Source organism: Pseudomonas sp. R-28-1W-6, assembly GCF_009799925.1.
Taxonomy (GTDB): Bacteria; Pseudomonadota; Gammaproteobacteria; order Pseudomonadales; family Pseudomonadaceae; genus Aquipseudomonas.
The window spans coordinates 132,745-159,135 of record NZ_WELK01000002.1 but is presented as its reverse complement, the minus strand read 5'-3'; the positions used below and the strand labels follow the sequence as shown (position 1 = coordinate 159,135).

The window sequence follows — 26,391 nt, the reverse complement described above, 5'->3', positions numbered from 1 at the left end:
GCGCCCCGGGTCTGCCGCGGCGGAGGCGTTCAGCGATGCTCAAGTCGATCAGGGTGCGGGACTACATGGCCACGCACCAGCTCACTTTCCATGCCGATACGGACCTGTATACGGCTATCGATCTGCTTCTCGAACACCGTATCTCGGCTGCCCCGGTCATCGATGAGCAGGGCGCTCTGATCGGTCTGCTGACGGAGATCGATTGCCTGCGCGGGATCCTTTCCGGCGCCTATTTCGAGGAAACCGGCGGCACGGTCAGCGCCTGCATGACCACGCGGGTGGAAACGGTGGCGGCCGACCTCAGCGTGATCGAGGTGGCCGAGCGCTTGCTGCATGGCGGTCACAGCCATTTGCCGGTGGTCGCCGAAGGCCGGCTGCTCGGGCAGATCGGCTGTCAGGATGTGCTGCGCGCGGTCAAACAGTTCGCCCAGCACGAGCCGGGGCGGCGCTCCGAGGGTTGAAACAGGTCGAGGTAGCGGTATGTCGCATTCACGCAAGCCAGGCACGGCCCATCCGCCAGCCACGCTGGGGGAGGGCTGTACCAGTCGTTATGATCCGGATGCCTTGAGCGAGGAGGATGGCACCGAGTTTCCCGGTGCCGCCGAGCTGTGGTCGCGGCTGCAGGAGGGCACGCCGCCGGGCGGGCCCGCTCGGGCGCAGGAGCGGCCTGCGCCTGAGAAGTAGGCGGTTTCAGATGCGGAAGCTGTCCACCAGGTGCTTCAGGCGCGTTGCCTGCTGTTCCAGGTCACCGCAGGCGCGCAGGGTGGCCTGCAGGTTTTCCACGCCTTCCTGGTTGAGGGTGTTGATTTCGGTGATGTCCATGTTCAGCGAGTCCACCACCGCGGTCTGCTCCTCGGTGGCGGTGGCGACCGACTGGTTCATGCCGTCGATCTCGCCGATGCGCTGGGTCACGCTGCCCAGGCGTTCGCCTGCCTGGTTGGCGATGGCGACGCTGTCCGCGCTGTAGCGCTGGCTCTCGGTCATGGTGCTGACCGAGTCGCGGGCATCGACCTGCAGCTCCTCGATCATCTTCTGGATTTCCTGGGCCGACTCCTGGGTCCGGTGGGCCAGGTTGCGCACCTCGTCGGCCACCACGGCGAAGCCGCGGCCGGCTTCACCGGCACGCGCCGCCTCGATCGCCGCGTTGAGGGCCAGCAGGTTGGTCTGCTCGGAGATGCTCTTGATCACTTCGAGGATCTGGCCGATGTCGACCGTCTTGCCATTGAGCTTCTCGATGTTGCCGCTGGAGTCGCTGATCTTGTTCGACAGCTCGTTCATGGCGGCAATGGTCTTCTCCAGCACCTGGCTGCCATCCTCGGCCAGGCGGCGAGCGTCGGAGGCCTGATGCGAGGCCTGCGCGGCATTGCGCGCGATTTCCTGGGCGGCGGCGCCCAGTTGGTTGATCGCCGCGGCCACGCTATTGGTGCGGTTGGCCTGTTCGTCCGAGTTGACCATCGACGAGTTGGAGGCGTTGACCACCAGCTTGGCCACTTCGTTGACCTGCTGGGTGGCCGAGGATACCTCGCGGATCGAGGCGTGGATGCGCTCGACGAACTGGTTGAATGAGCTGGCCAGTCGGCCGAACTCGTCCTGCGAGTGGATGGCCAGGCGCTTGGTCAGGTCGCCCTCGCCCTGGGCGATATCCTGCATGGCGCGACCCATCACATGCAGCGGCTGCATCAGCACGCGGATCAGCATGCTCAGCAGGAGCATGATGAGGACCACCGCGATCACCGTGGCGATGATCGCCGAGGCGCGGAACTCATTGAGGGGGGCATAGGCCTTGTCCTTGTCGATGGACAGGCCGACGTACCAGTTGACCGAGGGCAGGCCCTTGACCGGGGTGAAGGTGAGCAGGCGCGGGGTGCCATCCAGTTCGGCCTCGCTGAAGCCGCTGCTGACCTGCGGGGTGTTCTTCGGGTAGACCTCGGTGAGCGATTTCATCACCAGGTCCTTGTTCGGGTGCACCAGGATCTTGCCGTCCGCGCTGACCAGGAAGGCATAGCCCATGCCGTTGAAGTCCAGCGAGTTGATGATCTCGACCAGGGTATTCAGGCTGAGATCGCCGCCGACCACCCCGGCACTGCCGGCCGGGGTGGCGATGGTGATGATCAGCTCGCTGGTGGCGGCGTCGACATAGGGCTCGGTCAGGGTCGAACCGCCGGCCGCCATGGCGTCCTTGTACCAAGGGCGGGTGCGCGGGTCGTAGTCGGCCGGCATCTCGTCTTGCGGGCGCATGGTGAAGCTGCCGTCGGCCGCACCCAGGTAGGTGAAGGCGAAGGTCGACGCCAGGCTGCGGCGTTCCAGGGTACTCGCCAGGCTGTCCGCAGTGGTGGCGCTGTCAATCGACTGGGCGACGTTCTCCACCAGCAGGATTCGCCCGGACAGCCAGTTCTGGATGTTGCTGGCGGTGACCGCCCCCAGGCTGTGCAATTCACTTTCCAGATCGGCCTTGATCACATTGCGCTGCAGGTAGTCGTTGTAGAGGGTGAACAGGGAAAAAGCCGCAATCACCACCAATGAGGCGGCGATAAGGATCTTGTGGCTGAACTTCAGATTCTGGGTCATGGTTGCTTGCGTCCGGTGAGTTCTGGCAGCAGTCTTTAATTATTAGCGGCAGGTGGTTTTCACCTGAACCGTGCTGTACACCGCTTATAACGACCTCTATGCAGTAAAGCTTTAGCCCGAGGGATGGCAAGATGCCTGCTTCCGATGCATTTGTACTGGGTGCCGATCCGCAGGGACGGCCCGTAAGCCAGGCGCTGCGCCTGACCAATCGCCACGGCCTGGTGGCCGGCGCCACCGGCACCGGCAAGACGGTGACCCTGCAGCGGCTTGCCGAACTGTTCAGCGATGCCGGCGTGGCGGTATTTGCCGCCGACATCAAGGGCGACCTCTGTGGTCTCGGCGCCGCAGGCAACCCGCAAGGCAAGGTGGCCGAGCGGATTGCCGGCATGCCCTGGCTGAACCATCAGCCGCAGGCCTATCCGGTGACACTGTGGGATGTGGCCGGTCGCAGTGGTCATCCGCTGCGCACCACGCTCAGCGAAATGGGGCCGTTGCTGCTGGCCAACCTGCTGGAGCTGAGCGACAGTCAGCAGGCGGCCCTCTATGCCGCCTTCCAGGTGGCCGACCGCGAAGGTCTGCTGCTGCTCGATCTGAAAGACCTCAAGGCATTGCTCAACCACCTCAAGGATCACCCCGAGCTACTCGGCGAGGACCGCGCCCTGTTTGCCGGCGCCTCGGCTCAGGCCCTGCTGCGCCGCCTGGCCACGCTCGAACAGCAGGGCGCCGAGGCGCTGTTCGGCGAGCCGGCGCTGCAACTCGAGGACATCCTGCGCCTGGACGGCGATGGCCGTGGCCGTATCCACCTGCTCGATGCCAGCCAGCTGGTGCACGAGGCGCCCAAGGTCTATGCGACTTTCCTGCTGTGGTTGCTGGCCGAACTGTTCGAGCAGCTGCCCGAGCGTGGCGATGCGGAAAAGCCGGTGCTGGCGCTGTTCTTCGACGAGGCGCACCTGCTGTTTGCCGATACCCCCAGGGCCTTGCAGGAGCGCCTGGAGCAGGTGGTTCGGCTGATCCGCTCCAAGGGCGTCGGGGTCTATTTCGTCACCCAGTCCCCCGGCGACCTGCCCGATGACGTGCTGGCCCAGCTGGGCCTGCGTATCCAGCACGGCTTGCGCGCCTTCACCACCAAGGAGCAGAAATCCCTGCGTGCGGTGGCCGACGGCTTTCGCCCCAATCCCGAGTTCGACTGCCTCACCGTGCTCACCGAGCTGGGCATCGGCGAGGCCCTGGTTGGCACCCTCGAAGAAAAAGGCACACCGGCCACGGTGCAGCGGGTGGCGATTGCTCCGCCGCAGTCGCGCATCGGTCCGCTGAGCGAAGGCGAGCGGGCCGCACTGCTGCGCGCCTCGCCGCAAGCCGGGCGCTATGACAAGGCGGTGGATCGCGAGTCGGCCTATGAAATGCTCATGGCGCGAGCCCAGCAGCAGTCGGCCGAGGCTCCTGTCGAACAGCCCAAGGCCGCCGACAAGTCGGGCGACACTTCCGGTCTGGGCGGCATGGCCGGCGAACTGCTCGGCAGCCTCGCCAGTCAGGTGATGAAAACCGCGGTGCGCCAGGCCGCCAATCAGATCGGTCGGCAACTGGTGCGTGGCCTGATGGGCTCGCTGCTCGGCGGCAAACGGCGCTGAGTGGCTCAGTCCGAGAATGAAGGCGCCGAGTGGCGCCTTTATTTTGCCGACTGTTCGGTGGGGCAGAGGCTAGGGTTCCGACTCGGCTCACTCGCTTTCGCGGGCTTGTTCGATCTTGTGCAGTTCTTGCTGGAATGCCTGGTCGAGCAGGCTGGGTTTCTTGCGCCAGGGTTTGCGCTCGGGGTCCGGTTGAGCGGCGTAGGTAATGACTTCTCCGCCGTATACATCCTTGTAACGTTGTGCCTGACGCTCTAGTTCCGCGCGCAGTTCATCTTTCGTCACGTGATTATCCAGAATGTTGCTGATCGCCAAATTGGCTGGGCTCGTCGGATATGGGCTTATGTTGTCACCCGTAGAAGGTTTTCAACCGGCGAGAAGGGCTCTGCTTGAGCCGAGGCCATTGCAACAAAGTATTGCTGCTGCAATGCGCGAGCCGATTATAACTTGCCACTTCATATTTGCCAGATATTACCGGGCGGTATTTTGCCGCGTGTTTATCTGGGAACGCCGCAATCCCGATCGGTTCCAATTAAATTGACCGGGTCGGCAGAAAACTCTGCCTGCAACGCGTCTGTTCGGGCGTGCGGGGGCGCCTGCGCTGCTCCGGGCCCCCGCGAGGTCCGACTGCTGTGCTCCTCAGTGCACCAGGCCACGTTTGCGCAGTTGTTCAACTATATAGTCGGCGGCCTGTTCGGCACTGTAGCGGCTGGTTTCAATATGAATCTCCGCTGCTTGCGGCGCTTCATAGGGGGAGTCGATCCCGGTGAAGTTCTTCAGTTCGCCGCGCCGGGCTTTCTTGTACAAACCCTTGGGGTCGCGTCTTTCCACTTCGGCCAATGGTGTATCGACAAATACCTCGATGAATTCGCCGGCTTCGACCAAGTTACGCGCCAGTTCGCGTTCGGAACGAAAGGGTGAGATAAAGGCACTGATCACGATCAGGCCGGCATCCACCATCAACTTCGAGACTTCGCCGATGCGGCGGATATTCTCGACCCGGTCCGCGGCGGTGAAGCCCAGGTCCTTGTTCAGCCCGTGACGGACATTGTCGCCATCGAGCAGGTAGGTATGCGCGCCCATCGCGTGCAGGCGTCGTTCCAGCAGGTTGGCGATGGTCGACTTGCCTGCCCCGGACAGGCCGGTCAGCCAGAGCACGCAGGGTTGGTGGCCGTTGAGGCGGCCACGGGCCTGCTTGTCGACTTCCAGCGCCTGCCAGTGGATGTTCTGCGAGCGGCGCAGGGCGAAGTGCAGCATGCCGGCGCCGACCGTCTGGTTGCTGTAGCGGTCGATGACGATGAAGCTGCCCATGTCGCGATTTTCCGCGTAGGGGTCGAAGGCCGTGGCGCGGTCCAGGCTCAGGGTGCAGACGCCGATCTCGTTCAGCGCCAGGCTCTTGGCCGGCAGATGGTCGAGGCTGTTGACCTCGATCTGGTACTTGGGCGGGCTCAGGGTGGCGCCCAGGGTGCTGGCGCCCAGCTTCACCAGATAGGTGCGGCCAGGCAGCAGCGGCTGCTCGGACATCCACACCACGGTGGTCTCGAACTGGTCGGCCACGGCCGGTGGCGCGTCGGCGCTGGCGATCACGTCGCCACGGCTGATGTCGATTTCGTCGCACAAGGTCAGGGTGACCGACTGGCCGCTACTGGCCTGCGCCAGGTCGCCGCCCAGGGTGACGATACGTGCCACCGTGCTGAGCTTGCCCGAGGGCAGCACGCGGATGGCGTCACCGGGACGCACGCTGCCGCCGAGGATGCGCCCGGAAAAACCGCGGAAATCCAGGTTGGGCCGGTTCACCCACTGCACCGGCATGCGCAGTGGTGCATGTTCCTGGGCGTCGTCGATGGGCACCGTCTCCAGGTGCTGGATCAGGCTCGGGCCGCTGTACCAGGGCGTATTGCCGCTGGCGCCGGTCATGTTGTCGCCGCGCAGGGCCGACAGCGGAATGCTCTGGATATGCTCGAGGCCGAGCTTGCTGGCGAAGGCGCGGTAGTCGGCGTCGATCTGTTCGAAGACTTCCTGCGAGTAGCCGACCATATCCAGCTTGTTGATCGCCAACACCACGCGCTTGATCCCCAGCAGGGAGACCAGGTAGCTGTGGCGGCGGGTCTGGGTCAGCACGCCTTTGCGCGCGTCGATCAGGATCACCGCCAGGTCGGCGGTCGAGGCGCCGGTGACCATGTTGCGGGTGTACTGCTCGTGGCCGGGGGTGTCGGCGACGATGAACTTGCGCTTGTCGGTGGCGAAGAAGCGGTAGGCCACATCGATGGTGATGCCCTGTTCGCGCTCGGCGGACAGGCCGTCGACCAGCAGGGCGAAGTCCAGTTCGCCACCCTGGGTGCCGGCTCGCTTCGAGTCGCTTGCCAGGGCACTCAACTGGTCTTCCAGCAGCGCCTTGGCGTCATACAGCAGGCGGCCGATCAGCGTGCTCTTGCCATCGTCGACGCTGCCGCAGGTGATGAAGCGCAGCAGGCTCTTGTGCTGGTGCACCTTGAGATACTGCTCGATGTCCTCTTCGATGAGGTGGGTATGTGCGTTCATCAGAAGTAGCCCTCGACTTTCTTCTTCTCCATCGAACCGTTGCTGTCGTGGTCGATGATCCGTCCCTGGCGCTCGCTGGTGGTGGCCAGCAGCATTTCCTGGATGATGGCAGGCAGAGTATCCGCCTGCGACTCTACCGCACCGGTCAGCGGGTAGCAGCCCAGGGTGCGGAAGCGCACGCTGCGCAGCTGCGGTACTTCGCCTGCGCGCAGCGGCATGCGCTCGTCGTCGACCATGATCAGCACGCCGTCGCGCTCGACCACCGGGCGTTTGTCGGCGAAATACAGCGGCACGATCGGGATGCCTTCCAGGTAGATGTACTGCCAGATGTCCAGCTCGGTCCAGTTGGAGATGGGGAAGGCGCGGATGCTTTCACCCAGCTGCTTGCGCGCGTTGTACAGGCGCCACAGTTCCGGACGCTGGGCCTTGGGGTCCCAGCGGTGCTGGGCGGAGCGGAAGGAGAACACGCGCTCCTTGGCCCGCGATTTCTCCTCGTCACGCCGGGCACCGCCGAAGGCCAGGTCGAACTTGTGGGCGTTCAGGGCCTGCTTCAGGCCCTCGGTCTTCCACATGTCGGTATGCATCGCCGAGCCGTGGCTGAATGGGTTGATTCCCTGTTCGCGGGCCTCCGGGTTGTGGTGGACCAGCAACTGCATGCCGGACTCCCGGGCCATGCGCTCGCGCATCGCGTACATGGCCTGGAATTTCCAGGTGGTATCCACATGCAGCAGCGGGAAGGGCGGCGGCGAGGGGTGGAACGCCTTGCGCGCCAGGTGCAGCATCACCGCGCTGTCCTTGCCGATGGAGTAGAGCATCACCGGGTTTTCCGTTTCGGAAACCGCTTCGCGGAAGATATCGATGCTCTCCGCTTCCAGACGTTCGAGATGGGTCAGTTGCGACATGGCGGCGCTCTCTGCGTGCATGGCTGGGGACTGCTCGGATTGATCGGTCAGGGGTGTGCGGCGGTCTTCAGCGGTCCTTGCGGAACTGCTTGGCGAAGTCCCAGGCGGCCTGGCTGGCGGAGAAGTTGCCGGCGTACAGCTTGCGGTTGCGGCGGCTGTCGCCCCCCGGCCAGACATGTTCGCCGTTGGGGATCAGGCGCAGCTGCACGGGCGCCTGGCTCGGGCAGCTCCAGCTGGTCAGCTGCGAACCATCGGGCAGCGTCTGTTCGCTGGAGCCGCCGCAGTCGTGGGCCTTGGCCATGATCTGCAGGGTTTCCGGCACCGAGCGATGGGCTACACCGGCGATCGCGTTCTCGCCCATGCCGCCCGCGTAGGGCACGTTGCTGTCCTTGGAACCATGGATATGCAGGATCGGCACGCCTTTCGCCCCGGCGCAGCTGTTCAGGGCCAGGGTGCCGGACACCGGGATGATCGCGGCGATGTTCTGGGGGGCTTCGCAGGCCAGGCGGTAAGCCATCATCGCGCCATTGGAAATGCCGGTGGCATAGACCCGCGAGCGATCCAACGGGTGCTGGCGGGCGATGTCCGCGAGCATGCCGTGGATGAACTGCACGTCGTCGACATTCTGCTCGACGGCCGGGCCGCAGCACTTGCCGGCATTCCAGGTGCGCCGATTCTTCAGCAGGCGCGAGCCGGTGCCGTTGGGATAGGCGACCATGAACTGGTTGCTGGCGGCGACCCGGTTCATGCCGGTGGTGCGCTCGGTCTCGTCGGCGTTGCCGAGGCCGCCATGCATGACGATCATCAGCGGCAGTTCGCCCTGTCCGGCGTTGGCGGGTACGAACAGCTTGTAGCTGCGGGTACTGCCGGCCACGGTGATCTCGAACAGCTGGCCTTCCGGTTTGGCGGCCTGCACCGCCTGCGGGGCCAGCAGCACGAGCAGCAGGCTCGACAACAGGGGCTTGAGTAACGTGATGCGCATGGTCGGTTCCTCGCACGTGTCCGTTCAGTAGTCTTCTTCGGCCTGTTGCACGCTGGCCACATCCAGGGCCGCGTCCTCCAGTTCGCGGACGACGGTGAGGTCGCCGCGCAGTTCGATGAGGATGGCCTCCAGCCATTGGATATCGGTCTCGATCTTCTGCCGGTACTTGACGATTTCCTTGAGGTTGAGGTTTTCCGAGGGGCGGCCCTGGCCGTCGAACAGCAGGCGCACGCTGCCGGCGATCTCGCGGCTACCGTTGAGGTGCGACAGCTCCCGCTCCAGGTGGCTGCGCACGCGCCGCGCCTGCACGCGCTGCTGTAGGTCATCGCGCAGCACCTGCAGGTGCGGCGGCAGTGGCGGCAGCTCGTCGAGTGAGCTGGGGCTGGCGATGTCGCCGATGCGCGGGCGTGTGGGCATGCTGTGCTTCTCGTCAGTGGTGGTAGCCGAATTCCAGCGCCATCTTCTGCACTTCCGCCTTCAGGCAGGCGCCATCCATGCGCCAGGGCAGGGGGGCGCGCAGGGGCGGTTGCTTGGGCAGGTGCGGCTGAAATACAGGGTCGCGCAGGAAGTTGGGGTCATTGCCGAACAGGGCGTTGATCGGCCCGACGCAGGCGAAGGGCGACAGCTCGGGATGCAGCATGTCTTCCAGGGCCTCGATGTCGTCACGCAGGCCCAGCCAGCGACAGATGCGGCCCAGGCTGCCGAGCGGATCGGCCATCACGTCCTCGCCGCGCACATGCATCTTCTGCCGCGGCGGAACCTTCTGCAGCAGCTCCATGATGTTCAGGTTGATGTCATGCCAGGCGATCTGCGGGTCGATGATCGCCTCGTTGTCGGTGTAGTCGATGGAGTTCACCGACAGGGCATAGCCGCCGTCCTGCACCTGCATCACCGAGTTGCCCTGGTTGGTCGGGTGCCGGGTCAGGTGCAGGTAGAACGCATCGGGATAGGCCGAGTAGATACGCTCCAGGTAGACCGAACTGATCACGTGAGCCGGACTCTTGTCGATCGCCATCAGCGGGGCGAGGGCTTCGCTGAGTTCACGGAACACCTCGAAGCCGCTGCGGTTCTGCCGTGCGGCCAGCCAGTGGTTGGCCATCTCCACCGTGTTGCTGCTCTGTTCGCCGGCATAGATTTCGGCCACCGCACGCAGGATGCCGTGGCGCTGGAACTTGTTGAAGCCGGCGTCGTGCTTGCCGTCCCACATTTCCATCAGGCGATCGACGGTGAACAGGTTCAGCTCCGGGAAGCCGAAAGTCTGTGGGTGCTGACCCAGCATGCCGGCGATCAGCGAGGTATAGGATCGCGGCAATGCCAGGATGAACAGCGGCTGGGTCATCAGGCCTTGCCCGCGAAGCCTTCGACGAAGGGCACTTCGAAGCACTTCTCGTGCATGATCGGGCCGTGGCCGAAGTAGCCGTCCTCGCCGAACAGTTCGCCGTGGTCGGCGGTGATGATGAACCAGGTGTTCGCCGGCGCCTTCTCCATCAGCTTGCCGATCAGCCCGTCGACGTATTCCACGCAGCGGATCTGCTGCTGTCGGAGCATCTCCATCTGCTCCTGATCGAAGAACGCGTCGCTGTCCGCGGCATTGTCCTGGGCCTCGCCGCCGAGGGTCTTGAACACCCCGTGCACCCCGGAAATGCGCGGCAGGTTCTCGTCCTTGAGCATGTATGGGTAGTGGGTCTCGCCCAGGTTGAGGAAGTAGTAGTGCGGCTCGTCCTCGGGGAAGGTCATCTCCTCGACCATGCCGGCGAAGTCGTTGTGGTTGCTCATCAACTTGTAGTCATCGAAGTGCTGGTTGATCGCGGTCTGCTGGTTGAGCACCGGCATCGACACGCGTGCCACCGTGCGGTAGCCGAGCTGGCCGAGCACCTTGGGCAGCGACAGTTCCGGGATGAAGTTGCGGAACGACACATCGGTGATCCCGGTACGGGTCACCCACTGCACGAACTCTTCCTTGTACACCTCCGAGGCATAGACCTCGCGCGGGGTGTTGTGCGGCAGCATGCCCATGGTGAAGGCGTAGTGCGACGGCGCCGTCCAGGAGGCATAGCTGTAGCGCTTCTCGACCTGACCCACCCGCTCGATGTTCGGCGTCTTGGCCGCCACGCAGGAGTCGTAGCGGCAGCTGTCCATGATGATGAACACGATGTGGTTGATGGGTGCGCTCATGGGATGGTCCTCTCTGGGCTGGCTGGGGGCAGGAATGGGCGTTGCGTCACGCCGCCGCGCCGTACGGCAGGGTTGCGCTGTTGAGTGCTGGGGGCGGGCTCGCGCAAGCCGCCCGGGCAGTGCTGGTGCACGGCTCTGGCTGGCTCTGCTGCTGGCGGGTGATGCGTGGCATCGAAGGTCTGTCCATGGCCGTTCTGCTGCTCCCTGATCGCCTGTTTGCTGTCTTGGGCATGCTGGCAGGCAAATGTGCACATTCAGTGAAAGTGCCTGGCATCGCTGAGGCGAAGGTTTGCATCAAGCATGCCGCCTTCTTGCGGGGCGCCGGCGTGGACGCTGCCCATTCCTCTCGTCGAAGTACCCATGACCATCCGGATGGGCTGCTGCCTTCGGCGCTAGAGGCTCTGTCTGGCTATTTTACTGAGTGCTGTAATTTTGACTTTTGCGTCAGTTATTTTTGTTTTTCGCTGTAATTTTGACATTATTGAGTGGTTGCTGGTAAAAAGCCACCACAAAAATGCTGCATCAGCGTGGTGCGTTTCGCACTGTTGCGGTTCAGTTTCATGAATTTCGCTGGAACAATAAATCTGTAACGCATGGTTTGCGCCATGTTTTTGTCATCACTTGCTGCTTGATTCTATGTGTGCCGGTTTATTGAATCGGCTCTGGCGCGAGGGATGGAAAGGATATTGCGGTGCTTGATGGCTGCCAGGGATGCGCGAGTTTTGTTCTGCTCCAGGTTTTGCGCCCACTTCTTGCATTTGCTGCTCATCAGATAGTCGCTGCTAGGTATCAGCCCCCGAGTGAGCGCGGATAACCGCCGCACGGGGTTTTTTGGCCCAAGGAATGAGGCTGTAAAACCATGCAAGGCTCTCGTAACGCTGCAGGCTTCCAGACACTCGTATTTTCGCCCAGCGGGTTGGCACACCCAGCCCTGGCCATTGCCGCTTCGCGCGCCGGCGGGCTTGGGGTGCTGGACCTGGAGTTCGAGGCTAGCCCGCAGCAAGGTGTCGAGCAGCTGGACCTGCTGGCCCGGCATGCGGGGCGCGGTGGCTTTGCGGTACGCCTGGGCGATTACGCTGAGCTCTTGAGCGCGGCCTTGGCGGCGCAGGTCAATCATGGCCTGTGCCTGGTGGTGCTGGCGGGCGAACAGTTCGCCTCCTGGGCCGATAGCCTGCAGGTCTTGCGTGCGGCGGGCGTGCGGGTGCTGCTGGAGCTGTCGAGCAGCGAGCCGCTCGCACAGGGCCTGCTGGCCACGGTTGACGGCCTGATCGTCAAGGGCCACGAAGCCGCCGGCTTCGTCGGCGAGAGTAGCGGTTTCATCCTCGCCCAGCACTGGCGCCAGCACAGCGATTTGCCGCTCTACCTGCGCGGCGGCATCACCCCGCACACCGCTGCCGCCGCCGCCGTTGCCGGTTGTGCCGGCGTGGTGCTGGACAGCCAGGTCCTGCTGCTGCAGGAGTCGCCGGTCGCCAGTGAGTTGTTCCCGCATTTGCGCAGCCTGTCCGGCAGCGAAACGGTCGCCGCCGGCAATGGTGAGTTCGGCTGTTACTGCCGGGTGCTGCTGCGTCCCGGTTTTGCCACGGCCAAGGCCTTTGTCGCCGCGGCGGAAAGTCTCACGCCCGCCGAATTGCGCGCGCGGCTGCTGGCCGAGATCGACTGGCGCGATCCAGCCGCCGGGCTGCTGCCGCTGGGCCAGGATGTGGCGTTCGCGGCTGCCTGGAAAAAGCAGTACGGCAGCCTGGCGCAACTGCTCCAGGCCATCGACAGTGCGGTGCAGAACAGCCCGCAAGCGGCCCTGAAGGCCCGGGCGATCCAGGCCGATGCGCCGCTGGCGCAGGCCCTGGGTCTACCGTTGCCGCTGGTGCAGGGGCCGATGAGTCGGGTCTCGGACAAGGCCGAATTCGCCGAAGCTGTAGCCAGTGGCGGGGCGCTGCCGATGCTGGCCCTGGCCCTGCTCAAGGGCAAGCCGCTGGATGAGTTGCTGAACAAGACCCACCAGCTGCTCGACGGCCGGCCTTGGGGCATCGGCCTGCTGGGCTTCGCCCCGCAAAGTCTGCTCGAGGAGCAGATCGCCGCGGCCAAACCCTACCAGCCGAGCTACGCCATCATCGCCGGCGGTCGTCCGGACCAGGCGGTGCGCCTGGAGCAGTCGGGCATCCCGTCCTTCCTGCATGTGCCGTCGGCCAACCTGATCCCGATGTTCCTCAAGGAAGGCGCGCGGCGCTTCATCTTCGAGGGCCGCGAATGCGGCGGGCATGTCGGCCCGCTGAGCAGCTTCGTGCTGTGGAGCAGCATGATCGACCGCCTGCTCGAGGAGATCAAAAGCGGGGTGCCGGCGACCGAGATCCAGGTGCTGTTTGCCGGCGGCGTCCATGATGCGCGCTCCTCGGCCATGGTCCAGGCCATGGCCGCACCCTTGCTGACGCTGGGCGTCAAGGTCGGCATGCTGATGGGCAGCGCCTACCTGTTCACCCGTGAAATCGTCGGTTCCGGCGCCATAGTTTCGACCTTCCAGCAGCAGGCCATCGACTGTGCGCGCACGGTCAACCTGGAGTCCGGCACCGGACATGCCAGCCGCTGCGCTTACACCCCATTCGCCGCCTCGTTCTTCGCCCGCCGCAACGAGCTCAAGCAGCAGGCCGTGCCCGCCGACGAGGCGCGCGAGCAGCTCGACGACCTGATCCTCGGTCGCCTGCGCCTGGCGTCCAAGGGCAGCATGCGCATTGGCGAAGAGGCCAAGCTCAAGGTCTTCAGCGAGGACGAGCAGGTCGCCGACGGCATGTACATGATCGGCCAGGTTGCCACCCTGCGCGCCGCCGTCACCGATATCGCCAGCCTGCACCACAGCGTTACCGACGAGGCGCTGGCCCTGCTCGAGGCGCATGTGCAGGCCCAGGACGAGCTGGACCTGCTGAGCGGCGATCCGGCGGATATTGCCATCATCGGCATGGGCTCGGTGCTGCCGGGCTCGAAGACCCCGCGCGAGTACTGGCACAACATCCTCAACAAGGTCGACGCGATCACCGAGATCCCGGCCCATCGCTGGGACTGGCGCCTGTACTTCGACGAGAACCGCAGCACCCCGGACAAGATCTACTCGCGCTGGGGCGGCTTCCTCGACGACATGGTCTTCGATCCGACCCGTTACGGCATGCCGCCCAAGTCCATCGAATCGGTCGACCCGATGCAGTTGATGGCCCTGGACATCGCCCGCCAGACCCTCAGCGATGCCGGTTACGACCAGCGCGGCTTCAACCGCGAGAAGGCCTCGGTAATCATCGGCGCCAGCGGCGGTGCCGGCGATGTGGGCATGCAGTACGGCCTGCGCTCCGAGCTGCCGCGTTTCTCCGGCGAGCTGCCGAGCGCGATCGCCGAGCGCCTGCCGGAATGGACCGAAGACACCTTCGCCGGCATCCTGATCAACGTGATGGCCGGGCGCATCGCCAACCGCCTGGACTTCGGCGGGGTCAACTTCGCCACCGACGCGGCCTGCGCCTCGTCCCTGGCCGCCATCTACCAGGGCATCAACGAACTGCTCTCCGGCCGCAGCGACCTGGTCATCGCCGGAGGCGTGGACACCGTGCAGGGCCCGTTCGGCTACCTGTGCTTCAGCAAGACCCAGGCCCTGTCGCCGCGCGGCCGTTGCCGCACCTTCGACGAATCGGCCGACGGCATCGTGATTTCCGAAGGCATCGCCATGCTTGCGCTCAAGCGCCTGAGCGATGCCGAGCGCGACGGCGACCGCGTCTATGCGGTGATCAAGGGCATGGCCGGCAGCAGCGACGGCAAGGCCAAGGGCCTCACCGCGCCGTTGCCCGCCGGGCAGTTGCGCGCCATGCGCCGCGCCTACCAGCAGGCCGGTTTCGGCCCGGAAAGCGTCGGCCTGTTCGAGGCCCACGGCACCGGCACCGTGGCCGGCGACACCGCCGAACTGGACAGCACCACCTCGCTGCTGCGCGAAGCTGGCAGTCGTCCGGCGCAAGCCGTGGTCGGCTCGGTGAAGACCATGATCGGTCACACCAAGGCCACCGCCGGCGTGGCCGGGATGATCAAGGCGGCCCTGGCCCTGCATCACAAGACCCTGCCGCCGCACCTCGGCGTGCAGTCGCCGAATGCGGTATTGAAGGCGGCCGACAGCCCGCTCTGCGTGCTGGATGAGGCGCAGCCGTGGCTGGTCAACGGTGAGCAGCCGCGCCGCGCCGCGGTCAGCGCCTTCGGTTTCGGTGGCACCAACTTCCACGCGGTGCTGGAAGAGTACGCGGGCGAATACCGCCCCTGGTTGCAGCCCAGCGTCAGCGATGCCTGGACGGCCGAGCTGCTGGTCTGGCGCGCCGCCAGCCGCGAACAGTTGCAGGGCCAGGTTGCCGCGCTGCAGCAGCAACTGGCGGCGCCGGGCAAGGTGGCGTTGGCCGATATTGCCTGCCACCTGGCCGCCAACCTCGGCAGCGGTACGCACAGCCTGGCCCTGGTGGTTGGCAGTCTGGATGAGCTGGCCGACAAGCTGGACAAGGCCCAGCGGCGCCTGGCCGGTGAGGCGCTGATCGACCCGAGCATTCAGCTGGGCGACAACCTGGTCGAGGCCGGTCAGGTCGCCGTGCTGTTCCCCGGCCAGGGGTCGCAGAACATCCACATGCTGCGCGAAATCGCCGTGCTGTTCCCGGCCGTGGCCGCGACCCTGGCCGCCGCCGACCAGCAGCTGCAGGGCTCCACCGCGCGCTTTGCCGACAAGCCGCTGAGTCAGTTCATCTACCCGCGTGGCTGCTATGACGAGGTTGCGCGCCAGGCCGCCAGTGCGGCGCTGACCAGTACCGACATCGCCCAGCCGGCCCTCGGCGTGGTCGAGGCCGGGCTGTGGCGCCTGCTGCAGGAACTGGGCGTCAGCGCCGACATGGCCGCCGGGCACAGTTATGGCGAGTTCGTCGCTCTGTTCGCCGCCGGGCACATCGATTTCCCCACCCTGATCAGTCTGTCTGAGGCGCGTGGTCGCTTCATCGTCGAGGCCGCCGCCAGTGCCGGCAGCGAGCTGGGCAGCATGGCCATGGTGCAGGCGCCGCGGGCGCTGGTGGAGGCCAGCATCGGCCATCTGCCGGACGTGCTGGTGGCCAACCACAACGCGCCGGAGCAGAGCATCATTTCCGGCTCCCAGGCCGGTATCGCCAGCGCCCTGCAGGCCTTCCAGGCGGCCGGGCTGAATGCCAGCGCCATCCCGGTGGCCGCGGCCTTCCATTCGCCTTTCGTCGCCCCGGCGCAGTCGTTGCTGGCCGCGGCCATCGAGGCGGCCAACTGGCAGCCGGGCCGCATGCGGGTGTACTCCAACACCACGGCCGCGCTGCACAGCAGCGAGACGGCGCAACTCAAGGCGAGCATGGCCGAACACCTGGTCAAGCCGGTCGAGTTTGTCGCCCAGGTCGAAGCCATGTATGCCGCCGGCGCCCGCGTCTTCCTCGAGGTCGGGCCCAAGGCCGTGCTCAGCCGTCTGGTCGGGCGCATCCTCGACGGCCGCCCACACCAGGCCATCGCCCTGGATGAGCGTGGCGCGGGCATCACCAGCCTGTTGACTGCCCTGGCCCGGCTGTTCTGCCTGGGCGTCAGCTTCCAGCCGGCGGCCCTGTTCGCCCGCCGCGATTGCCGGCGCAGCAGCAATGGTCGGCTCGACGGCCTGTGGCAGGACGCCAGCCTGCCCAAGCAGGCCTGGCTGCTCAACGGCAGCGGCGCCCGTCGCGCCAGCGCCGCGCAGCGGCAGATCGGCGTACGCCAGGGCGAAGTGCTGCCGGCCGCACCTAGCGAGTCGCGCGCGCTGGTCATGCCGGTCGCTCAACCCCTTTCAATTCCTGTCCCCCAACGCGCAGCGCAGGCTGCATCCCGAGTCAAGGAGAGGCTGGTCATGTCTGAAACAACGGCTCCCAACGGTGACGAAATGTCATCGGTGATGGCGGAGTATTTCGCCACCATGCGCCAGTTCCTGGAAACCCAGGAGCGGGTGCTCAACAGCTTCATGGGTGGCGGTGCCGCGGCCAGCCAGCCGCGTGCCCTGCCGGCAGCGGCGGCTGCGGCCCGTCGCCCGGCACCCGCTGCGGCACCGGCGCGTGTCGCGGTCGCACCGGCTCCGGTGGCGATGCCGGTTGCTGCGCCCGTGGTGGCTGCTCCTGCCCCGGTAGCCGCGGTGCCGGCCGTGGTTGCGCCAGCTCCGGCTGCTCCTGCCGCCGCACCGGCGCAGGTGGCGGGTACCAAGATGAAGGACATCCTGCTGTCCATCGTCGAGGAACGCACCGGCTACCCGAGTGACATGGTTGGCCTGGAACAGAACCTCGAAGCCGACCTCGGCATCGATTCGATCAAGCGCGTGGAAATCGTCGGCGCCCTGCTGCAGACCCTGCCGCCGGCCTACGGCAGTGCCCTGGGCGAGGCGCGTAGCGAGCTGAACACGCGAGCGACCCTGGCCGATATGCTCAAGTTGCTGCAAAGCCTGGAGGTCGGCGAGGCGGCAGTCCCTTTTGATTTGGCCGGGGCGAACCCGATAGCTGCCACCCCCGTGGTCAGCCATTCGCCCCGGCATGTCGTGATGGCCGAAGCAGAAGAAATTCCGGCCAACGCCCTGCGCCAGTTCGAGCCCGGTTACTTCATCATTACTGCAGATAACCATGGCTTGGCGTTGCGCCTGCAGGAGTGGCTGGAACAGCGCGGCTGTACGGTGTCGTTGCTGGCACCGAGCCTGCTGGCCGATGAAGCGGCGCTGCTGGCCTGGTGCCGCGAGACCGCCGCCAACCCGGACAAGGTGGTCGCCGGGGTGATCCACCTGGCGGCGCTGGGCGCGCATGTTTTGCCGCGCGATGCGCAGCTGGGCAGCTGGCAGCGCGAGCTGCTGGTCAACGAGAAGTCGCTGTTCCTGATCCTGCATGCCCTGGCCGCGCAGCTGCGCAGCGATGCCCATGTAATGGCGGTCAGCGGCCTGGGTGGCCTGTTCGGTCGCGGTGCGACACCGGCCGAGACTGGTCTCAGCCTGCAGGGTGGCAGCAGCGGGCTGATCAAGTCTGTGCGTGAGGAACGCCCGCATCTGCGTACCCGCGCCATCGACCTCGATCCGGCGCTGGCGGCTGCCGAGCAGCTGGCCATCATCAGCGCCGAGCTGCAGCTGGTCGGTGGGCGCCAGGAAGTCGGCTATCCGGACGGGCAGCGCACGCTGTTCCGCACCCAGGCCCATGCAATCGCCGCCAGCGATCTGCTGCCGCCACTCAACAACGCCGTGGTCCTGGCCACCGGCGGCGCCCGCGGTATCACCGCCGAGGTGCTGCGCGACCTGGCCCGGCCGGGCAATGTGCTGATCCTTACCGGGCGCAGTGAGTTGCACGAGGAAGACCTGGCCACCGCCGGCCTCGACAGCCAGAACGCCCTGCGCCAGTACTTCATCGGCGAAGTGCGCGCCGGTCGCCTGCAGCTCAGCCCGGCGGAGGTGCAGCGCAAGGTGGCGGCCATCGTCGCCCTGCGCGAGATGCACAGCAATATCGCCGACCTGCGCCAGGCCGGCGCCACGGTCGAGTACATCGCCGTCGACGTTACCCATGAGCCGGCCGTGCAGGCCCTGTTGATCGGCCTGCGCGAGCGCTATGGCAAGGTCAGCGGCGTGGTGCATGGCGCCGGGGTGATCGAAGACAAGCTGCTGGAAGACAAGAGCGCGGAAAGCTGGATGCGCGTGGTCGGCACCAAGGTCAATGGCATGCTGTTGCTGCAGAAGTATGTGGACGTGGCCGAGCTGGAATTCTTCGCCGTGTTCAGCTCGGTGGCCGGCCGTTATGGCAACAGCGGCCAGCTGGACTACGCCACCGCCAACGAATTGATGAACCGCCTGTGCTGCCAGCTGCAACGCCAGTGGGGCGAGCGGGTCAACGTGGTGTCGCTGAACTGGGGCCCCTGGGGCGCGACCAAATTCGGCGCCGGCATGGTCACCGCCGACACCGAGAAGAAATTTGCCGACAAGGGCGTGGCCCTGGTCACTGCCGCCCAGGGTCGCCAGCTGTTCAGCGAAGCCCTGCGCCTGCGCGGCGCGCATGCGGTGGAAGTGATCGCCGGCGGCGGCCCCTGGGAGCAGCACGAGGCCGACATCGGCCGCCTGTTCGAGGCCGAAGCTGGTGCGGCGCAGGGTGGCATCCACCAGCCGCTGCTGACCCACGCCCGTATCGAGCATGGTGACAAGGGCACCGAGGTGCTCACCTTCACCATCGATACCGCCCATGGCTACCTGCAGGAGCACTGCATTGACGGCATCCCGGTGCTGCCGGCAGCAGTGGCCCTGGAGATTGTCGCCGAGGCCGCCAGTGTCATGTGGCCGGACTGGGTGGTCGCCGAGGTGGCCGAGTTCCGCCTGCTCAAGGGCGTGCAATTAAACGAGCCGACCCAGACCCTGGCCGTGGTGATCAACCCGCCGACCTACGCCAGCAGCGAAGGCTTCGACGCCAGCCTGACCATCCGTTCGGGCAGCGGCAAGACCCAGCGCATCCACTACCGCGCCGCGGTGAAAATGGCCCAGCAACTGCCTGAAGCGCCGCTGCATCGTCCCGGCGAATACCGCGAGCGTGAGCTGCCGGTGGCCAAGGCCTACCAGGAGTGGCTGTTCCACGGCCCGCGCTTCCAGGTAATCCGTGCCATCAACGGTCTGTCCAGCCAGGGCGCAGCGGCTCTGATGTGTCCCAGCTCGCCGCAACAGTGGCTGAGCGGCGCACCGGCGCAGCAGCAGTGGATCGTCGACCCGGCGGTGCTCGATGCGGCGCCGCAGATGGCCCTGCTGTGGGCGCGTACCTTCCACGACGGTTCGGCGCTGCCGGCGCAGTTCGGTCGGGTGATTCGCTACGTCGAACACTTGCCGGAGCGCTTCCATATGGACTTCCAGTGCCTGCCCGGCGAGGCCCAGCAGGTGCGCGCCAACGTGTTCTTCACCGATGACGACGGCAAGTTGCTGCTGCTGATAGAGGAACTGGAGTGCATCGTCGATGCGCGCCTCAATCGCCTCGGCGGTACCCACCTGCGTAAGGAAACCGAGTGAGTCGCATGAGCCAGCCAGCCAACCAGCCGATCGCCATCATCGGCATGGCCTGCATCTTTCCGCAGGCCCCGGATATCGCCAGCTTCTGGCGCAATATTCTCGCCGCTACGGATGCCGTGGGCGAGCCGCTGGCCGAGTGGGAAGCCGCGCGCTATCTGGGTTCGGGGCGCATCGACACGCAGTTCGGCGGCTTTCTGGGTGACCTCTACCGCTTCGATCCGCGCGAGTTCGGCATCATGCCCAACTCGGTGGACGGCGGGGAGCCGGACCAGTTCCTCGCCCTCAAGGTGGCCCGCGACGCGCTGCTCGATGCCGGCTACCTGAGCGAGGAACACGATCACCGCGACACCGGCATCATCCTCGGCCACAGCACCTACCTGCACCGTGGCCAGGTCAGCCATATCCAGAACCACATCGTCCTCGACCAGACCCTGGAGCTGCTCAAGGCGGCCCAGCCGAGCCTCAGCGAAGACGACCTGGCGCGCCTGCGCGCGGCGCTGCAGAAGAAGCTGCCGCCGTCCAACACCGACATCGCCCCGGGCCTGGTGCCCAACGTGATGACCGGGCGCATCGCCAACCGCCTCAACCTCAAGGGGCCGAACTACATCGTCGACGCCGCCTGTTCCTCCTCGCTGCTGGCGGTCAACGCGGCCATGGACGAACTGCGCAACGGCCGCAGCAGGCTGATGATCGCCGGCGGGGTGAATGCCTCGCTGCCGGCCGAAGTCTCGGTGATCTTCACCCAGCTCGGTGCCTTGAGTGGGCGCAAGAAAGTCCGCCCGTTCGAGCAGGGCAGCGATGGCACCCTGCTCGGCGAAGGCCTGGGTATGGTGGTACTCAAGCGCCTCGACGACGCTCTGGCCGATGGCGACCGCATCTATTCGGTGATCCGTGGCATCGGTCAGGCCAGCGATGGCCGCGGCACCGGCCTGCTGGCGCCAAGCGAGGAGGGCGAAGCCCTGTCGATCCGCCGCGCTTATGAAGGCAGCGGTGTGGAACCGGCCAGCATCTCGCTGATCGAGGCCCACGGCACCGGCATCCCGCTGGGCGACAAGACCGAGATCGCCGCCCTGCGCAGCGTGCTCGGTGCACGCCAGGGTCTGCTCGGCAGCGTGGCGATCGGTTCGGTCAAGTCGATGATCAGTCACTGCATCCCGGCCGCCGGCATCGCCGGACTGATCAAGACCAGCCTGGCCCTGCACCACAAGATCCTGCCGCCGACCCTGTGTGGCACGGTCAACCCCGAGCTGCAGATCGAGCAGACCCCGCTCTACGTCAACACCGCCAGCAAACCCTGGATCGCCAAACCGGATGCGCCGCGCCGCGCCGGGATCAACTCCTTCGGCTTCGGCGGGATCAACACCCACGCCATTCTCGAAGAGGCGCCGCGCGGCGCCCTGCGCCCGCCGAGCCTGGGTCAGCGCGACTGCGAACTGTGCGTGTTCGCCGCCGATTCCACGGCGGCGCTGCTGCAGGATATCCAGCAGGTGCTGGGCTATATCGCCGCCAACCCGAGCCTGCGCCTGGCTGACCTGGCCGCCACCCTGGCCGCCCGCGATTGCAGTGGCAAGCCGGTGCGCCTGGCCGTGCTGGTCGCCGACCTGGCCGAGCTGGAGAAGAAGCTGCAGCAGGCGGCGAAAAAGGTCGCCGAAGGTAAGTCGCCGCGCTGGATGACCCGCACCGGCCTGTCCTTCTGCAGCCAGCCGCTGGAGGGCAAGCTGGCCTTCATCTTCCCCGGCGAGGGCTCGCAGTACCTGAACATGTTCAGCGACCTGGCCCAGCAGTTCGGCGAAGTACGCGAGTGGTTCGATTTCTGGCAGGGCCTCTACGACGAGCAGGCCGGCTCGGGGCGCAGCGATATCCTGTTTCCGCCGCAGAGCGAGCTGAGCGATGCGCTGCGCGGCCAGCTGGAGGCGCGGCTGTTCGATATGGATGTCGGCTCGGAGGCTATCTTCGTCGCCAGCCAGGCCATGTTCAGCCTGCTGCGCGCCCTGGCCGTGGAGCCGGACGTGATGCTCGGCCACAGCACCGGCGAGTCCTCGGCGTTGGCTGCCTCCGGCACCATGGCCTTCAGCGACCGCCAGCAACTGGCCGACTTCATCCGTGAGCTGAACAAGGTCTACCGCGGTGTGCTGGAGGCCGGCGATATCGCCACCGGCGCGCTGCTCACCGTCGGTGCCATGAGCCGCTCGCAGGTCGAGCAGCACATCGCTGCCAGCGGCGAGTCGGTGGTGGTGGCGATGGACAATTGCCAGAACCAGCTGGTGCTGTTCGGCAGCCAGGAAGCGATTGCCGGTTTGCTCAAGACCCTGAGCGAGGAGGGCGGCATCTGTGCCCTGCTGCCGTTCGACCGTGCCTACCACACGCCGCTGTTCGCCCCGGTCAGCACGGCCTTCCTCCAGTACTACCAGGCGGTCGGCCTGCAGACGCCGAAGACCCCGCTGTATTCCTGCGCCAGCGCCGAACTGTTTCCGGCCGCGGCCGAACAGGTCTGCGAGCTGGCGGCGGCGCAGTGGTCGAATACCGTGCGTTTTCGCGAAACCATCGCCAACATGCACCGCGATGGCGTGCGCTACTTCATCGAGGTCGGCCCGTCGGGCAACCTCACCGGTTTCGTCAACGACATCCTCGGCGGCAGCGAGTACGTCGCGCTGGCCTCCAACGCGCGCAAACGCAGCGGTATCGAGCAGTTGTTCAGTGTGCTCGGCGCGTTGTTCGTCAACGGCAAGACGGTCGATCTGGGCAAGCTGTTCCGTGGCAGCAACTGCCGGGTGCTCGACCTCGAGCAGCCGCTGGTCGAGCCCAAGCGCGGCCTGCTGATCAAGAACACCATGCCCTTCATCCATGTGGATGGCGAGATCGCCCAGGTGCTGCGCGAGATCATGGCGCCCGTGGCGGCGCAACCCGCGGCGGCTGTACCCCTGGCGGGGGCGCCGATCGTCACGCCGCTGCTCAGTGATATCCAGCAACTGGGCGCGCACAAACTCCGCGCGCAATGCCCGCTGTGGTCGACCGACCGCTTTCTTGCCGACCATGTGCTGTCCGGCCCGTCCTCCTACCATCAGCCCGAGCTGCAAGGCCTGGCCTGCGTGGCGATGATGGCCAGCCTGGAGATCATGGCCGAGGCCTGCGCCGTGCTGGCCGGCAGCCGGGCGATCAACCTGATCGAGAATGTCCGTGCCTTCGACTGGGTCGCCCTGGATCGCGGCGAGCTGACCTTGCAGGTCGAGGCCGAGTGCCTGGACGCCCAGGCGCGCCAGTATGGCGCCAGCCTGTTCAACGCCGGCAGCAAGGTGATGAGCGCCGAGTTCCGTATTGCTGCGCCGCTGAACGGCGCGCCGCTGGCGCCATTGGCGGCGGCCGAGGCCTACCGCTGGGCGGATGCCGAGCTGTACACCACCGGCATGTTCCATGGCCCGCTGTTCCAGAGCATCGCCGGCATCCACGGCTGGTCGGGCGAAGGCATCGACGCGGCGTTGGCTTCCTGCAGCCTGGAGGGTTTCATCCAGGACGGCGAGCCCTGCGACCTGGTGCTCAATCCGGTGCTGTTGGATGCCCTCGGCCAGCTGGCCGCCTTCTGGCTGGCGCAGCAGGTCGGCACTGACTTCAATAGTTTCCCCTCGCATATCGCTCGTATCGAATTGCATGGCTCCGTGCCGGCCGATATCGCCGGTGCCCAGTTGCGCGGTCGCCAGCAGCCGCAGGGCGGTGCCGATCAGGGCCTGGGCGCGCCACGGGTGTGGGATTTCGACTGCCTGCACGAGGGGCGTCTGCTGCTGCGTGCCAGCGGTTTCTCCAACATCTTCTTCCCGGTGCCCAACGCCTTCTACCAGCTGCGCCGCGAGCCCATGAACGGCTGGCTCGGCGCGCCGCTGGCGAGCGGTGCGGCGACCCTGGTCTGCGCCGAAGAGGTGCTGCTGTGGCAGCTGAACTACCTGGCGGATGACTTCTGCAAGCAGTCGGCGGCGATCTTCCTGCGCATCCTCGCCCACGCCATCCTCGCCGAGGACGAGCGCGCCGAATGGGAAGCCGTGCGCCACACGCGCCAGGCCCGCGAGTGGCTGCACGGCCGCCTGTGCCTGAAGGAAGCGGCGCGCTACTACCTCTACCAGCAGACCGGCGAGCTGTTCTGCCCGGCGGATATCTCGGTGTGGCACGACGACCTCGGCGCGCCCTATGTCGACGGCTGGTGGAACGGCCAGTGGTTGGACGCCCCGCGCGTGTCGCTGACCCATGACCGCCACGGCTGCCTGGCAGCGCTGGTGCCGGCCGGGCGCATCGGCGTGGATGCCGAACGCCTGGATCGCCTGCAACGGCCGGAGCTGGTGGCCGGCTCCTTCAGCGCCTACGAGCAGCAGGCACTGGACGGCGTGCCGGGCGAGCAGCGCGGCGAGCTGATCCTGCGTACCTGGTGCGCCAAGGAAGCCGCCGCCAAGTACCTCGGCTGCGGCCTGCAGGGCGCGCCGGAGCGCTTCGAGGTGCTGTTCGGCGAAGACTGGACCTTCGCCACGGTGAATGTCGCGGGGACTGCCGAGCAGGCGCCCGCGCAAATAAGCGTGGCCCTGGAAGTACAGGGCGATCTGCTGATCGCCCTGGCCGGGGCCGAGTTGGACTATCAGGAATATGGAGTGACCAATGGCTGAAGCTGTCGCAGTGGGGCTGGATAAAAGCAGTATCGAGCAGACCCTGATCCACATCGTCGAGGACCTGACCCAGGACTGGGGCATCGAGCTGGGTGGCGCCGTCAGCAGCCAGACCCGCTTGGTCGCCGACATGGAGTTCGCCTCGGTCGACATCATTCAGCTGATGGTGGCCATCGAAGAGCACTACAACCGCCCGAAAATGGGCTTCCAGGACCTGCTGATGAACGACGGCAGCTACGTCGATGATCTATCCATTGGCCAGGTGATCGACTTCGTTCACGCAAGACTCACAGGAGTGCCGGCATGACCACACGTACATTGTTCATCGGGATGGATGGCTGCACCTTCACCATCCTCGACGACCTCACGGTAGAGAAGGACGGGCGTCCTGCGGTCATGCCGTTCCTCGGTGGCCTGATGTCCCGCGGCACGCGCAGCGAACTGCGCTCCACGCCCAACCCGCTGACCCCGCCGGCCTGGGTCTCGCTGATGACCGGGCGTACCCCGGGCAACCACGGCCTGCTGGATTTCATCCGCGCCGAGGAACGTGGCGAGGACGTGTTTTTCACCCTCTACGATTCGCGCGACAACCTGGCGGAAACCATCTGGTCGATCGCCAGCCGCCAGGAGCGCCGGGTTGCCGTGCTCAACCTGCCGTTCACCGCGCCGCCACCCAAGGACCTCAACGGCTTCATGGTGCCGGGCTTCATTCCGTGGCGGCACCTGCGGCGCAACACCGTACCCGTCAACTTCTATGACCGCCTCAAGGAAGAACTGCCAGGCTTCGATCCCAAGGAGCTGGCCTGGGACTTCGAGCAGGAAAAACAGGCGGTCAATGACCTGACCGACGAGGACCGCGAGAACTGGGTGCGCTACCACCTGCCGCGCGAGAAACAGTGGTTCGAGATCGCCAAGTTCCTGCTCAAGGAAGAAGCTCCTGAGCTGATGGCCGTGATGTTCGACGGCGTCGACAAGCTGCAGCACCAGGCCTGGCTGTTCCTCGATCCGGCCCTGCAGCACGACGGGGTCAGCGACTACCACAAGCGCATGCGCGCCCTGTGCCTGGACTACTTCCGTCAGCTCGACGGTTTCATCGAGGAATTGGTGACCATGGCCGGTCCGGATGTGCAGGTGTTCATGGCCTCCGACCACGGCTTTACCGCCACCACCGAAGTGGTGCGGATCAACGCCTGGCTGTTCGAGAAGGGCTACCTGCACTGGAAGGAAGTGCTCGATCCGGACTCCGAGGCCGCCAAGCGTCGCGAGGACAGCATGTTCGCCAACCTCGACTGGTCCAAGACCACTGCCTACTGCCGCACGCCGTCGAGCAACGGCATCAATATCCGCGTGGCACGCAATCCGGGCGAGACCGGGATCAAGCCGGAAGACTACGAGGCGTTCCGCGAGCAGCTGATCCTCGATATCAAGGCGCTCAAGGACCCGCTCACCGGCGAGAGCATCGTCAGCGAAATCCACCTGCGCGAGGAAGTCTTCGCCGGCCCGGCGATGCTGGATGCGCCGGACCTGCTGCTGGTGCTGCGCGACTTCGGCTTCGTCTCGATCAAGAACAAGCTGCCGATCGTCGAGCCGCGTGAAGAGCCGGCCGGTACCCACCACCCGGACGGCATCTTCATCGCCTGCGGCCCTGGCATCCGCAAGGGCGTGAAGATCGAGCGTCGGCACATCTGCGACGTCGGCGCGACCCTGCTCTACAGCCAGGGCCTGGAAGTGCCCGGTGACTTCGAAGGCAAGGTGCCGGCCGACATGTTCATCAAGCCCTGGCTGAACCAGAACCCGATCCGCATCGGCGAGTCGACCCGTGGCGTCAAGCTGGACGAGGACGCCGAAGGCATGGCCGATGACGAGAAGGAAAAGCTGATGGCGCAGCTGCAGATGCTCGGGTACATGGAATAACGCT

At 65.9% G+C, this 26,391-nt stretch carries 16 protein-coding genes and 1 pseudogene; 8 read left to right on the top strand and 9 right to left on the bottom strand.

Going from position 1 to position 26,391, the window contains the following annotated elements:
- Nucleotides 1-35: 35 nt before the first annotated feature.
- Nucleotides 36-461, top strand: coding sequence for a CBS domain-containing protein (locus F3I62_RS04915; protein ID WP_160488575.1), 426 nt, complete (start codon nt 36-38; stop codon nt 459-461).
- Between the two features lie 19 nt (nt 462-480).
- Nucleotides 481-684 carry a hypothetical protein gene (locus F3I62_RS20220; RefSeq protein WP_160488574.1) on the top strand — a complete coding sequence of 68 codons (204 nt, stop codon included), beginning with the start codon at nt 481-483 and terminating at the stop codon, nt 682-684.
- 6 nt (nt 685-690) lie between these two features.
- On the opposite strand, the gene F3I62_RS20490 is transcribed toward F3I62_RS20220, so the two are convergent.
- Together F3I62_RS20490 and F3I62_RS20485 are read right to left on the bottom strand one after the other, a co-directional pair.
- Complete coding sequence (locus F3I62_RS20490; protein WP_372240090.1) at nt 691-1,455, bottom strand: methyl-accepting chemotaxis protein; 765 nt, start codon at nt 1,453-1,455, stop codon at nt 691-693.
- 90 nt (nt 1,456-1,545) lie between these two features.
- Nucleotides 1,546-2,568 (bottom strand): annotated as a pseudogene (locus tag F3I62_RS20485) (cache domain-containing protein); the annotation flags it as partial.
- Between the two features lie 131 nt (nt 2,569-2,699).
- Here F3I62_RS20485 and F3I62_RS04900 point away from each other — a divergent pair.
- A complete protein-coding gene (locus tag F3I62_RS04900; protein ID WP_160488572.1) occupies nt 2,700-4,196 on the top strand; it encodes a helicase HerA-like domain-containing protein in 1,497 nt (498 codons plus the stop codon).
- Nucleotides 4,197-4,283: 87 nt separating this feature from the next.
- Here the strand turns inward: F3I62_RS04900 and F3I62_RS04895 are convergent, their stop codons facing one another.
- From F3I62_RS04895 to F3I62_RS04865, 7 genes are all read right to left on the bottom strand, one after another.
- Entirely contained in the window at nt 4,284-4,478 is a 195-nt protein-coding gene (locus F3I62_RS04895) for a hypothetical protein (protein ID WP_160078937.1), read from the bottom strand.
- A gap of 354 nt (nt 4,479-4,832) precedes the next feature.
- Nucleotides 4,833-6,734: a sulfate adenylyltransferase subunit CysN gene (gene cysN / locus F3I62_RS04890; RefSeq protein ID WP_160488571.1), complete on the bottom strand. Its 1,902-nt coding sequence runs from the start codon at nt 6,732-6,734 to the stop codon at nt 4,833-4,835.
- The gene (gene cysD, locus F3I62_RS04885; protein ID WP_372240082.1) at nt 6,734-7,636 is read right to left on the bottom strand and encodes a sulfate adenylyltransferase subunit CysD; all 903 of its coding nucleotides are present in this window, start codon (nt 7,634-7,636) and stop codon (nt 6,734-6,736) included. The genes cysN and cysD overlap by 1 nt, the downstream gene beginning before the upstream one ends.
- A 67-nt stretch (nt 7,637-7,703) precedes the next feature.
- Nucleotides 7,704-8,618, bottom strand: a complete 915-nt coding sequence (locus tag F3I62_RS04880) for a PHB depolymerase family esterase (RefSeq protein WP_160488569.1) — start codon at nt 8,616-8,618, stop codon at nt 7,704-7,706.
- A gap of 24 nt (nt 8,619-8,642) precedes the next feature.
- On the bottom strand, nt 8,643-9,035 hold the full coding sequence (locus F3I62_RS04875) for a hypothetical protein (protein ID WP_160488568.1): 393 nt from the start codon (nt 9,033-9,035) through the stop codon (nt 8,643-8,645).
- A 13-nt stretch (nt 9,036-9,048) separates the two neighbouring features.
- A complete protein-coding gene (locus tag F3I62_RS04870) occupies nt 9,049-9,957 on the bottom strand; it encodes a sulfotransferase (protein ID WP_160488567.1) in 909 nt (302 codons plus the stop codon).
- Nucleotides 9,957-10,793: a sulfatase-like hydrolase/transferase gene (locus tag F3I62_RS04865; protein ID WP_160488566.1), complete on the bottom strand. Its 837-nt coding sequence runs from the start codon at nt 10,791-10,793 to the stop codon at nt 9,957-9,959. The genes F3I62_RS04870 and F3I62_RS04865 overlap by 1 nt, the downstream gene beginning before the upstream one ends.
- 41 nt (nt 10,794-10,834) lie before the next feature.
- Here F3I62_RS04865 and F3I62_RS04860 point away from each other — a divergent pair, with 41 nt between their 5' ends.
- The 5 genes from F3I62_RS04860 to F3I62_RS04840 all read left to right on the top strand — a co-directional run bounded on the left by F3I62_RS04860 (nt 10,835) and on the right by F3I62_RS04840 (nt 26,387).
- Entirely contained in the window at nt 10,835-11,263 is a 429-nt protein-coding gene (locus F3I62_RS04860) for a hypothetical protein (RefSeq protein WP_160488565.1), read from the top strand.
- 389 nt (nt 11,264-11,652) lie between these two features.
- Complete coding sequence (locus F3I62_RS04855; RefSeq protein WP_160488564.1) at nt 11,653-19,830, top strand: type I polyketide synthase; 8,178 nt, start codon at nt 11,653-11,655, stop codon at nt 19,828-19,830.
- 5 nt (nt 19,831-19,835) lie between these two features.
- On the top strand, nt 19,836-24,473 hold the full coding sequence (locus F3I62_RS04850) for a type I polyketide synthase (RefSeq protein WP_160488563.1): 4,638 nt from the start codon (nt 19,836-19,838) through the stop codon (nt 24,471-24,473).
- Complete coding sequence (locus tag F3I62_RS04845) at nt 24,466-24,780, top strand: acyl carrier protein (protein WP_160488562.1); 315 nt, start codon at nt 24,466-24,468, stop codon at nt 24,778-24,780. Before F3I62_RS04850 ends, F3I62_RS04845 begins: the two co-directional genes overlap by 8 nt.
- Nucleotides 24,777-26,387: an alkaline phosphatase family protein gene (locus F3I62_RS04840; protein WP_160488561.1), complete on the top strand. Its 1,611-nt coding sequence runs from the start codon at nt 24,777-24,779 to the stop codon at nt 26,385-26,387. Before F3I62_RS04845 ends, F3I62_RS04840 begins: the two co-directional genes overlap by 4 nt.
- The last annotated feature ends 4 nt before the right edge of the window (nt 26,388-26,391 follow it).

Excerpts from the sequence above, each read along its gene's own strand:
- F3I62_RS04915 (WP_160488575.1), top strand. The coding sequence starts at position 36 with ATGCTCAAGTCGATCAGGGTGCGGGACTACATGGCCACGCACCAGCTC.
- F3I62_RS20220 (WP_160488574.1), top strand. The coding sequence starts at position 481 with ATGTCGCATTCACGCAAGCCAGGCACGGCCCATCCGCCAGCCACGCTG.
- F3I62_RS20490 (WP_372240090.1), bottom strand. The coding sequence starts at position 1,455 with ATGGTCAACTCGGACGAACAGGCCAACCGCACCAATAGCGTGGCCGCG.
- F3I62_RS04900 (WP_160488572.1), top strand. The coding sequence starts at position 2,700 with ATGCCTGCTTCCGATGCATTTGTACTGGGTGCCGATCCGCAGGGACGG.
- cysN (WP_160488571.1), bottom strand. The coding sequence starts at position 6,734 with ATGAACGCACATACCCACCTCATCGAAGAGGACATCGAGCAGTATCTC.
- cysD (WP_372240082.1), bottom strand. The coding sequence starts at position 7,636 with ATGTCGCAACTGACCCATCTCGAACGTCTGGAAGCGGAGAGCATCGAT.
- F3I62_RS04880 (WP_160488569.1), bottom strand. The coding sequence starts at position 8,618 with ATGCGCATCACGTTACTCAAGCCCCTGTTGTCGAGCCTGCTGCTCGTG.
- F3I62_RS04875 (WP_160488568.1), bottom strand. The coding sequence starts at position 9,035 with ATGCCCACACGCCCGCGCATCGGCGACATCGCCAGCCCCAGCTCACTC.
- F3I62_RS04870 (WP_160488567.1), bottom strand. The coding sequence starts at position 9,957 with ATGACCCAGCCGCTGTTCATCCTGGCATTGCCGCGATCCTATACCTCG.
- F3I62_RS04865 (WP_160488566.1), bottom strand. The coding sequence starts at position 10,793 with ATGAGCGCACCCATCAACCACATCGTGTTCATCATCATGGACAGCTGC.
- F3I62_RS04855 (WP_160488564.1), top strand. The coding sequence starts at position 11,653 with ATGCAAGGCTCTCGTAACGCTGCAGGCTTCCAGACACTCGTATTTTCG.
- F3I62_RS04850 (WP_160488563.1), top strand. The coding sequence starts at position 19,836 with ATGAGCCAGCCAGCCAACCAGCCGATCGCCATCATCGGCATGGCCTGC.
- F3I62_RS04845 (WP_160488562.1), top strand. The coding sequence starts at position 24,466 with ATGGCTGAAGCTGTCGCAGTGGGGCTGGATAAAAGCAGTATCGAGCAG.
- F3I62_RS04840 (WP_160488561.1), top strand. The coding sequence starts at position 24,777 with ATGACCACACGTACATTGTTCATCGGGATGGATGGCTGCACCTTCACC.